The organism is Enterococcus sp. 12C11_DIV0727 (genome assembly GCF_002148425.2).
Classification (GTDB): domain Bacteria; phylum Bacillota; class Bacilli; order Lactobacillales; family Enterococcaceae; genus Enterococcus_L; species Enterococcus_L lemimoniae.
The window spans coordinates 769,642-781,347 of record NZ_CP147248.1 but is presented as its reverse complement, the minus strand read 5'-3'; the positions used below and the strand labels follow the sequence as shown (position 1 = coordinate 781,347).

Here is an 11,706-nt window from a genome sequence, read left to right as displayed (position 1 = left end):
GAGTGACGTAATATTTTTGAGTAATGAATAACTGTGACAAAAAAATTGTTACAGCTTAAAAGTATATTATATGAGGTGAAAGAACGAATGAAACGTATCGGTATTTTAACCAGTGGGGGAGATGCCCCAGGAATGAACGCTGCAATTCGTGCAGTGGTGCGTAAAGGGATTTTTGACGGAATCGAAGTTTATGGAATCAACTACGGTTTTGCAGGTTTGGTAGCAGGTGATATCCGCCGCTTAGACATTGCAGATGTTGGCGATAAGATTCAACGTGGAGGAACATTTTTATATTCTGCACGTTACCCAGAATTTGCAACAGAAGAAGGACAATTGAAAGGCATCGAACAATTGAAAAAATTTGGTATCGAAGGTTTAGTTGTTATCGGTGGTGATGGTTCTTATCATGGTGCAATGGCACTAACAAAACGTGGTTTCCCAGCTGTAGGAATTCCAGGAACAATTGACAATGATATTCCAGGGACTGATTTCACAATTGGCTTTGATACAGCGATTAATACAGTATTAGAATCGATTGACCGTATTCGTGATACTGCAACTTCGCATGTTCGGACATTTGTCATTGAAGTAATGGGACGTGGTGCAGGCGATATCGCTCTTTGGTCAGGTGTAGCAGGTGGTGCTGATGAAATCATTATTCCTGAACATGATTTCGACATGGTCAATGTTGCAAAACGTATCAGAGAAGGCCGCGATCGTGGCAAAAAACATTGCTTGATCATCTTGGCAGAAGGCGTTATGGGCGGAAATGAATTTGCTGATAAACTTTCTGAACATGGTGATTTCCATACACGTGTTTCTATTTTAGGACACGTTGTCCGCGGTGGCTCACCAAGTGCTCGTGATCGTGTATTAGCAAGTAAATTTGGTTCATATGCCGTTGAATTATTGAAAGCCGGTATTGGCGGACAATGTATCGGTATGTTGGATAACCAAGTTGTTTCAGCCGATATCGTTGACACATTGGAAAACCACAAACACAAACCAGACTTATCACTTTATGATTTAAATCAAGAGATTTCTTTCTAAGAATGGAGGTTGGAACATAAGCATATTTCTGAAGGAGTTGCTTCTGGCTTCATCATTTATTCAAAGGATTTCTTGAGGAAAATAGATAATCTTCATAACGTATAAACAAAATTGGAATAGGAGCGTTTGGTAATGAAAAAAACGAAAATCGTATGTACGATCGGACCAGCTAGTGAATCAGTAGATATGCTAGTAAATTTAATAAATGCAGGGATGAATGTTTGCCGTTTGAACTTCTCACATGGTGATTTTGAAGAACATGGCAACCGCATCAAAAATATTCGTGAAGCTGTAAAAATTACAGGTAAACGTGTAGCGATCTTACTTGATACAAAAGGCCCTGAAATCCGTACGAACGAAATGGAAAATGGCGCAATCACTCTAAAAACAGGTGAAACAGTTCGTCTTTCTACGACAGAAGTTTTAGGAACTCCTGAAAAATTCTCAATCACTTATCCAGAATTAATTAACGATGTAAACATCGGTTCTCACATTCTTTTAGATGACGGTTTAATCGATTTAGAAGTAACAGATATCGATCGTGTTGCAAATGAAATCGTTACGCTTGTTAAAAATGAAGGTATCTTGAAAAATAAAAAAGGTGTTAACGTTCCTGGCGTATCTGTAAACCTTCCTGGTATTACAGAAAAAGATGCGGCTGATATTCGTTTTGGTATCGAACAAGGCGTTGATTTTATCGCTGCTAGTTTCGTTCGTCGTGCAACTGACGTTTTAGAAATTACTAAAATTTTAGAAGAAGAAAATGCTACTCATATCCAAATCATTCCTAAAATCGAAAACCAAGAAGGTATCGATAACATCGATGAAATCTTGAAAGTTTCAGATGGTTTAATGGTTGCTCGTGGGGACATGGGTGTTGAGATTCCAACTGAAGATGTACCAGTTGTTCAAAAAGACTTGATCAAAAAATGTAACGCTTTAGGTAAACCAGTTATCACGGCTACTCAAATGCTGGATTCTATGCAACGCAACCCACGTCCAACACGTGCTGAAGCCAATGATGTGGCTAATGCGATCTATGATGGAACAGATGCTGTAATGCTTTCTGGTGAAACTGCTGCTGGGGATTACCCATTAGAAGCTGTACAAACAATGGCGCGTATCGCTGTTCGTACGGAAGAAGCATTGATCAATCAAGATACATTTGCATTAAAATTATACAGCAAAACCGATATGGCAGAAGCAATTGGTCAATCAGTTGGACATACTGCTCGTAATTTAGGAATCCAAACTATCGTTGCAGCAACTGAATCTGGTCATACAGCTCGTATGATTTCTAAATATCGTCCAAAATCTCATATCGTTGCGATTACATTTACAGAACAAAAAGCACGCAGCTTATCATTATCTTGGGGTGTTTATGCAACAGTTGCTGACAAACCAGCAAGCACTGACGAAATGTTCAATTTAGCAACACACATTTCTCAAGAAGAAGGATTTGCAAGCGAAGGTGATTTGATTATTATCACTGCTGGTGTTCCAGTTGGTGAAAAAGGAACAACAAACTTAATGAAGATCCAAATGATCGGATCAAAATTAGTTCAAGGCCAAGGAATCGGTGAAGAATCAATTATTGCTAAAGCTGTTGTAGCCGCTACAGCAGAAGAAGCTGTAGCAAACGCAACAGAAGGTTCTATCTTAGTCGTTAAAACAACTGACAAAGATTATATGCCTGCGATTGATAAAGCAATTGCTTTAGTCGTTGAAGAAGGTGGATTAACTTCTCATGCAGCAGTTGTTGCAATTGCGAAAGATATTCCAGTAATCGTTGGTGCAGCTGATGCTACAAACTTGATTGCAAATGACGAATTGATCACTGTTGATCCTCGTCGTGGTATTGTATACCGTGGTGCAACAACAGCAATCTAAAAAAATAAATAGTGTACTCCTAAAAGAGTGGGAATGAATCATGCAAAGTGATTCATTTTCACTCTTTTTTATTGAAGTTGAACAAAGTTTCTTTTTATCTTGAACAATTTCTCGAAAGTTCTGATAAAACGATTTCATAGATGGTGGAATATAATCGTTACCATATAATACTAAATACAGGAGTGATAGAATGAAAGAAGCTGTTGTGACGAAAGAAAATAATGGAAAAGTAGAAATTAAAGATGTAGAAATTAGACCGCTTGAAGCTGGTGAAGCTTTAGTGGATGTAGAATACTGTGGTGTTTGTCATACTGATTTACATGTAGCTCATGGTGATTTCGGTGAAGTACCAGGTCGAGTTATTGGTCATGAAGGAATTGGAATCGTAAAAGAAATCGCTCCAGGTGTTGAAAGTCTAAAAGTAGGAGACCGCGTTAGTATCGCTTAGTTCTTTGAAGGTTGTGGGACTTGTGAATATTGTATTACTGGACGGGAAACATTCTGCCGCCAAGTAAAAAATGCTGGTTTTCAGTAGACGGTGCTATGGCTGAACAATGTATCGTTAAAGCTGATTATGCCGTTAAAGTACCAGAAGGATTAGATCCAGCTCAAGCTAGTAGTATCTCATGTGCTGGTGTTACTTGCTATAAAGCAATTAAAGTTTCTGATGTAAAACCAGGTCAATGGGTTGCGATATACGGTATTGGTGGTTTAGGGAATTTGGCTATCCAATATGCTAAGAATGTCTTCAATGCAAAAGTTATTGCTGTTGATATCAATGATGACAAACTAGAATTTGCAAAAGAACTAGATGCTGACCTAGTATGTAATCCATTAACAGATGGCGATGCAGGTGCTTGGATCCAAGAAAAAGTTGGTGGCGCTCACGCTGCTGTCGTTACAGCTGTCTCTAAAGTTGCATTCAATCAAGCGGTTGATTCTGTAAGAGCTGCAGGTAAAGTTGTTGCTGTTGGACTTCCTCCAGAAACAATGGATCTTGCAATCGTTAAAACTGTTCTAGATGGTATTCAAATCGTTGGTTCCTTAGTAGGAACACGTAAAGATTTAGAAGAAGCATTCCAGTTTGGAGCGGAAGGTAAAGTAGTTCCTGTTGTAGAAAGACGTTGCCTAAATGAAGTGAACGATATCTTTGAAGAAATGGAACAAGGGAAAATCAAAGGTAGAATGGTCGTTGATTTAAAAAAATAAAGTATTTATAAAATAAAAAAAGAGTAAATAAAAAAGATCATTGAGGGGTGTGGGACAAAAGTAAAAACCACTTTTGTCCCACACTCCTCAATGCGAATAAACGCCTCTGTCCAGCCTCAACTTTCAAAGGTCTTTTTTTTTATAAAAAGAATGGTTTAACTGCTCACCTAGGTACTTTGATAGCTTCTTAAAAAAGATTCTGTTACTATTAATAATAGAATTTAAGCCAAAGAATAAATCAGTAAAAAAACATGGATGATTGTAAATGACGAATCTGTGTCAAAAACAAAAAACATAGTTGAATGGAGGGATGAAAATGATCATTCGTTTAGAACAAGAAAAAGATTTCCCGGTAATTTATGACTTCACAAAAGAAGCCTTTAAAACAGCTAAAGTCAAAGATGGGGAGGAACAAGAATTTGTTAAGCGCATGAGGAAAAGTGAAAACTATTTGCCTGAACTAGCCTTTGTAGCAGAAGAAAATATGCAAATCGTTGGACATATCATGTTAACAAAAACAAGAATAACCAATGAGACAAGAACTATGGACGGGTTGATCTTAGCACCTTTGACTGTTCGATTAGATCAGCGAGGTAAAGGTGTAGGAGCAAAATTGATGACTAAAGCTGAACAAGAGGCCGAAAAACATGGATATAGCGTGATTATTTTGATTGGCGATCCAGCTTATTACAACCGCTATGGATTCGAACAAGCTAGCCATTTAGGGATCACAACAGATCTGGAAATTCCTGCAACATACATATTAGCGAAGCGAATCGGGAAAAATGATATAAAAGATATTTCAGGAACTGTCTCTATCCCAGTTTAATACTGATCTTTAATAGGTATTTGGCAAGTCTAGCTAATTCCCTTGAGCGTTATATGCAGAAGCTAAAATATTGAAATAGGCTACAAATCATTATCAACAAAATATTGGAGGGATAACAATGAAAGAAAGTGCAAAAGCAGGAATTTCATTTGGTTGCGCATTAGCGTTGGTAATCTCATATGTAAATTGGCATAGTATACTTTGGGCAATTTTTCATGGAATATTAAGTTGGTTTTATGTAATTTATTACGTTGTAGTATATGGTTTGAACTAAAAAAGAAAAAAATCAACGATCAAAAACAGCAAAATCATACAAGGAGCCTCCTGTGCTCGTTTTGTGAATCGGAGAATTAGAGTAATGATAGCATAAGGATTTTTGCTGCTCAGTAGATTTTAACGACTAATTTTTAGAGAAGTTGTGAGAATCATGAGATTTTCTTTCATTCCAATTTGATGAACATTAAAAAAAAATTTAAACGGCGGATTTTCAGAAAATTTCTGTTAATAATGAGGCAAATTATGCTATAATTACATAATTAAGATGGGAGGTTTAGTGCAAATGGAATCCATTTCAAAAGATTTTGCCGTTCAGCTGTTAAACGATGATGCACAACGAATCATGATGTTGATCCGTAATCAAAAAAATAGCCTATGTATTTCCCAGTGTAAAGCCTTTGAGGAAGTCGTAGATACACAAATGTATGGTTTTTCTCGACAAGTGACGTATGCCATTCGACTAGGCATTTTAAGCGCAAAAGAAGGACATCAATTGCTAAGTGATTTAGAAAAAGAACTTAACCAATTATATAGTGACGTTTATGAAGAAACGCAAGAAAAAAAAGAGATTGGCAAGGAGGGTTAAACTTTGCCAAACAAGATAAAAAAGAGACACCTGTTAGATTATAGTATCTTGATCCCATACTTAGTCCTTAGTGCTGTGGGCTTGATCATGGTTTACAGTTCAACATCATCTTTGCTCGTATCAAAAGGCGAATCCCCAACAGCGATGGTCGTGTCTCAATTGCAGTTTTGGGTTTTAAGTTTAGTAGGAATGTTCTTTATTTATAAGATGAAAACAACAGTCTTTCAAAATAAAGGGTTTATCATGTTTGCAATCGCCGTGATATCCTTTCTACTCTTAGCAGTTAAATTTACCCCATTAGGTCGAAACATTAATGGTGCTTCTGGCTGGTTGCTAATTGGCTCATTTTCCATGCAACCGGCTGAATATTTGAAAATTATGGTGATTTGGTATCTTGCCTATATCTTAGGCCGAAGACAGAAGTACATTGATAAAGAGTTTAAGAAAGCAGTTTTTAGACCAATGCTTTTAGTTGGTTTTTTAATTTCTCTTGTGGCGATTCAACCCGATTTGGGGAATGCTGCCATTTTAACTTTATTGGTGATCATTATGTTATTGGCTAGCGGAGTAAACTATATGTACACTTATATCGTTGGCGGAGCTGGGATTTTAGGCAGTATTGCAGTGATTCAAGCATTGATCTTGAGCAAAGGAAGTTTTATTCCAGCTAGATATCAATACGTATATCAACGTTTCGCTATTTTCTTAAATCCGTTTAAAGATGAACGAAACTATGGCCATCAATTAGCTAATTCTTATTACGCAATCAATAATGGCGGTTGGTTTGGTAAAGGGTTAGGCAATAGTATTCAAAAGAAAGGCTTCTTGCCTGAAGCTCATTCGGATTTTATTTTTGCCATTACGATCGAAGAATTAGGGTTGTTCGTTTCATTGATTATTTTAGCAATTTTAATGTTTATGATTGCTCGTATCATTTTAGTCGGTGTTCGTTCAAAAAAACCGTTCAATTCATTAATGTGTATTGGGATCGGTTCAATGTTGTTATTGCAAGTATTTATTAACTTAGGTGGAATTACTGGAGTGATTCCTCTAACTGGGATCACATTCCCCTTTCTCAGTCATGGCGGGAACAGTGTTTTGATTATTTCAATTGCTGTTGCGTTTGTTCTGAATATCAGTGCCGACGAGAAAAAACAAAAAATGGACCAAGAATACCAATTACTTGGTAAGATATAAATCAATGAAGGTCATTAGATGGCGAAGCAGAAGGAGCGCTTTATAAAATAAGAGCCTATCATTTCTGTTTCGCCCTCAATAAACAGGTAGGAGTGAAAGAATGAAAAAAGTTTTAGTAGCAAATCGTGGAGAAATTGCAATTCGAATTTTTAGAGCCTGTACAGAGATGCACATCGGGACAGTGGCAATCTATGCAGCAGAAGATGAATATTCTGTTCATCGTTTTAAAGCAGATGAAGCGTATTTAGTTGGTAAAGGCAAAAAGCCGATCGAAGCTTATCTTGATATGGAAGACATTATTCGTATCGCAAAAAAATCTGGCGCTGATGCGATTCATCCAGGATATGGGTTTCTTTCTGAAAACTTAGATTTTGCCCGTCGTTGTGGAGAAGAAGGTCTTATCTTTGTAGGCCCAACATTACATCACTTAGATATTTTTGGTGATAAAATCAAAGCAAAAGAAGCAGCTGTAGCTGCAGGAATTGCATCAATCCCGGGATCTGATGGTCCAGTGGATTCAGTGGAAGGTGTCTTAGAGTTTGGTAGAACTCATGGGTTTCCGATCATGATCAAAGCAGCATTAGGCGGCGGCGGCCGTGGAATGCGGGTAGCACACGATGAGAAGGAAGCAAAAGAAGGGTATGATAGAGCGAAAAGTGAAGCAAAAGCAGCATTTGGTTCTGATGAAGTATATGTAGAAAAATATATCTCAAACCCGAAACATATTGAAGTGCAAATTTTAGGTGATAGTCACGGTAATGTGGTTCATTTATTTGAACGAGACTGTTCGGTTCAACGTAGACATCAAAAAGTAGTTGAAGTTGCACCTTGTGTTTCAATGAGTGAAGCAAAGCGCAAAGAGATTTGCGATGCAGCAGTTCAATTAATGAAACATGTTCAGTATGTCAATGCTGGAACCGTTGAATTTTTAGTTGAAGGGGATCAGTTTTATTTTATCGAAGTTAATCCTCGTGTTCAGGTCGAGCATACGATCACTGAAATGATCACAGATATAGATATCGTAGTCTCTCAACTGCAAATCGCTCAAGGCTTAGATATTCATAAGGACATGAAGATTCCGCAGCAAGAACAAATTACGTTGAATGGTGCAGCAATTCAGTGTCGGATTACTACAGAAGATCCATTGAATCACTTTATGCCGGATACTGGTAAAATCGATACCTACCGCTCACCAGGTGGCTTTGGCGTTCGTCTGGATGTAGGAAATGCCTATTCCGGTGCAGTCGTTACACCGTATTTTGATTCTTTATTAGTAAAAGTATGTACGCATGGTTTTACTTTTGAAAAGGCAATCCAAAAAATGGAACGTAGTTTGCGAGAATTTAGAATTCGTGGTGTAAAAACGAATATTCCGTTTTTACATAAAGTGATTGGTCATCCAGAATTTCAGTCTGGAGAAGCTAAGACAACCTTTATTGACAATACACCGCAATTATTTGAATTTCCAAAATTAAGAGACCGTGGCAATAAGACCATGAAATATATTGGTGAAGTGACAGTTAATGGTTTTCCAGGAATTGAAAAATCAACAAAAAAATATTTTGATGCACCGCGTATTCCAACAGATTTAGCATTACGGAGCGATTATGTGACTGCTAAAAATATATTAGATAAAGATGGCGCCCAAGGCGTTATTGATTGGGTCAAAAAACAAGATAATGTTTTACTGACGGACACGACTTTCCGTGATGCCCATCAAAGTTTACTAGCGACTCGTGTAAGAACGCAAGATTTTAAAGAAATTGCTCGTTTAACAGGTGAAGGATTGCCAGAATTATTTTCTAGTGAAATGTGGGGCGGTGCAACATTTGATGTAGCTTACCGTTTCTTAAATGAAGACCCATGGCAAAGACTACGCAAGATACGTAAATTGATGCCAAATACCTTATTACAAATGTTGTTTAGAGGATCAAATGCGGTTGGTTATCAAAATTATTCTGATAATGTGATCGAAGAATTTATTAAAGAGTCTGCACGGCAAGGCATTGATGTTTTCCGCATTTTTGACAGTTTAAATTGGTTGCCGCAAATGGAAAAAAGTATTCAAGCTGTTAGAGACACTGGGAAAATTGCGGAAGCAGCTATTTGTTATACTGGGGATATTAATGATCCATCCAGAGCAAAATACAACGTTGAGTACTACAAAAATATGACCAAAGAACTTGAAAAAATGGGTGCTCATATTATTGCAATCAAAGATATGGCTGGTTTATTGAAGCCGCAAGCCGCATACCGTTTAATCAGTGAACTGAAAGATACGACAGATTTACCGATTCACCTGCATACTCATGATACAAGTGGTAACGGAATCATCACTTATTCAGCTGCAACCAAAGCTGGTGTAGATATTGTAGATGTGGCGACCAGTGCGATGAGTGGTGCTACAAGCCAGCCAAGTATGAGCAGTTTGTATTACGCTTTAGTTAATGGTGATCGGACGCCGGACGTTAACATTGATAATACACAAAAAATCAACCATTATTGGGAAGATGTACGTATGTATTATCAACCATTTGAAAATGGCTTGAATGCACCGCAAACCGAAGTTTATATGCATGAAATGCCGGGTGGCCAATACTCCAATTTACAACAACAGGCTAAAGCAGTTGGCTTAGGCCATCAATGGGATGACATTAAAAAAATGTATCACACAGTTAACCTGATGTTTGGTGATATTGTAAAAGTGACTCCGTCTTCAAAAGTTGTTGGCGATATGGCCTTGTTCATGGTTCAAAATAATTTAACAGAAGCAGATATTTATGGAAATGGGGATGAATTAAGTTTCCCAGAGTCAGTTGTGACCTTCTTCCAAGGAGACTTGGGTCAGCCGGTCGGTGGATTTCCTAAAGACTTACAGAGAATTATTTTGAAAGGACGTCCAGCTTTCACAGAAAGACCTGGTAGCTTAGCTGCACCTGTTAATTTTGATAAAGTAAAAGCTGAATTAGCCGAAAAAATTGGATATGAACCAAAATTAGAAGAAGTATTGAGCTATCTAATGTATCCTCAAGTATTTTTGGACTATCGTACATCTTATCAAAATTTTGGTGATGTTACATTATTAGATACACCTACATTCTTCCAAGGCATTCGTCAAGGAGAATCTGTAGAAGTTCAAATCGAAAAAGGGAAGACCTTGATTATTCGCTTAGATGAAGTCGGTGATCCTGACATTGAAGGAAATCGCGTCTTATTCTTTAACTTAAATGGTCAACGTCGAGAAATCGTTATCAAAGATACTTCCATCAAATCATCTGTCCAAGCAAAACGCAAAGCAGAACCGACGAATAAAGAGCAAATTGGTGCAACCATGTCTGGCTCTGTTCTCCAAGTTCTAGTAAATAAAGGAGATAAAGTTAAAAAAGGGGATGCCTTGTTAGTAACGGAAGCAATGAAGATGGAAACCACGATTGAAGCACGTTTTGATGGAATCGTTGAACATATTTATGTATTTGAAGAAGAACCAATCAGCTCTGGCGATCTTTTGATCGAAGTAAAAGAAAAATAAAGAAAAGTGGGGAAAAAAATGAAACGATTTTTAGCTTTTTTAGGCGTTTTCTTTGTAGTCCTGATTATTGGTTATCTACAACCCGTTTTTTTCCCTGCTGAAAAAGTCCAACAAGAAGCAGATCATGGGAGCGCAATGATCTCCCATACTGCTTTACCTTATGAAGAAATTTCAACTTCTGGTTATGCTGTATACATAGGTAAAAAAGTCTCTGAATTTGTAACAGATTATGGTGAACCCCTTGAAAAACAAAAGAGTGGCATGGGGTATGAGTTATGGATATATGGCCAAAAAGATGCAGATTACCTAGAGCTGAATGTAGTAGATGAAAAAATTATTACGATCAAAGCTTTTAACGACACAAAAGAGGTCGCACCATTTTCAATCGGGATGCAATTATCTGATGTTTCAGAATTAATGACCATCTATTCAAATTTTGCCTTTACATATAAAGAAAATAACTATAATATCGAGCTGATGGAAGAAGATATGAATTACCGTCCTCTGATTGCCTTTGATAATAAGACTTTTGCGATATTATTTTTCAATCATGGAACTGGAAAATTGTCAGCCGTTACTTATCTAAATAAAGAAGCTTTATTGACTTTAATGCCTTACCAATTAATTGAAGGTGAAGTCATTCCTTTTTCTACAAACCAACAAGCGGCAAGTTTTGACGCTGTAAAAAGCAATCAGGTGATCCGAACAATCAATTTGTTAAGAGTTAAAGAAGGCCTACCGACTTACCGTGTAAATACAGAAAGCCAAAACAATGCTCAAAAACTTTTTGAAACCTTAGCTAAAAATCAAAAAAATATCCTTTCGTCAGAACGTGCTGAAACTTGGCAGTTCAGTAAAGAACAGATGACCGCATCAGCTCTTTTTACGTTGACAAATGACGAATATCAAAAGCTATTAAAAGTTGGACAACTAGACAAAAAAAAGGCAACGGGTATGTTTATCGAGCCAGTGTATGATCCAACGATTACAGTCCTTTCTTGGTTTTCTGATTCATTATATCATTCTAGGTTTGCACACGAAGAAAATGAAAACATTGGCGTTGCTTTCTCTAAAGCAAGTATGTTAGTCTTATTACAAGAAACAGAGAAAGAAATATCTCAAACAGAGGAAAGTGAATAA

At 37.2% G+C, this 11,706-nt stretch carries 8 protein-coding genes and 1 pseudogene; all 9 read left to right on the top strand.

The features are described 5' to 3' along the window. Positions 1-87: 87 nt before the first annotated feature. The 9 genes and pseudogenes from pfkA (at position 88) to A5866_RS03790 (ending at position 11,706) form a co-directional block, all read left to right on the top strand. Positions 88-1,050: a 6-phosphofructokinase gene (pfkA, locus tag A5866_RS03830; protein WP_086444330.1), complete on the top strand. Its 963-nt coding sequence runs from the start codon at positions 88-90 to the stop codon at positions 1,048-1,050. 132 nt (positions 1,051-1,182) lie between these two features. Next, a complete protein-coding gene (gene pyk / locus A5866_RS03825) occupies positions 1,183-2,940 on the top strand; it encodes a pyruvate kinase (protein WP_086444331.1) in 1,758 nt (585 codons plus the stop codon). Positions 2,941-3,130: 190 nt separating this feature from the next. Further along, a pseudogene (gene adhP, locus A5866_RS03820) lies at positions 3,131-4,149 on the top strand (alcohol dehydrogenase AdhP). Positions 4,150-4,465: 316 nt separating this feature from the next. After that, the gene (locus A5866_RS03815) at positions 4,466-4,978 is read left to right on the top strand and encodes a GNAT family N-acetyltransferase (protein WP_176332556.1); all 513 of its coding nucleotides are present in this window, start codon (positions 4,466-4,468) and stop codon (positions 4,976-4,978) included. Positions 4,979-5,096: 118 nt separating this feature from the next. Then, on the top strand, positions 5,097-5,252 hold the full coding sequence (locus A5866_RS03810) for a hypothetical protein (protein ID WP_176271428.1): 156 nt from the start codon (positions 5,097-5,099) through the stop codon (positions 5,250-5,252). A gap of 285 nt (positions 5,253-5,537) precedes the next feature. Next, positions 5,538-5,840 carry a YlaN family protein gene (locus tag A5866_RS03805; RefSeq protein WP_086279256.1) on the top strand — a complete coding sequence of 101 codons (303 nt, stop codon included), beginning with the start codon at positions 5,538-5,540 and terminating at the stop codon, positions 5,838-5,840. A gap of 3 nt (positions 5,841-5,843) precedes the next feature. After that, positions 5,844-7,037: an FtsW/RodA/SpoVE family cell cycle protein gene (locus A5866_RS03800; protein WP_086444333.1), complete on the top strand. Its 1,194-nt coding sequence runs from the start codon at positions 5,844-5,846 to the stop codon at positions 7,035-7,037. Between the two features lie 100 nt (positions 7,038-7,137). After that, on the top strand, positions 7,138-10,566 hold the full coding sequence (locus A5866_RS03795) for a pyruvate carboxylase (protein WP_086444334.1): 3,429 nt from the start codon (positions 7,138-7,140) through the stop codon (positions 10,564-10,566). Between the two features lie 18 nt (positions 10,567-10,584). Further along, positions 10,585-11,706, top strand: coding sequence for a CAP-associated domain-containing protein (locus tag A5866_RS03790; protein WP_086279259.1), 1,122 nt, complete (start codon positions 10,585-10,587; stop codon positions 11,704-11,706).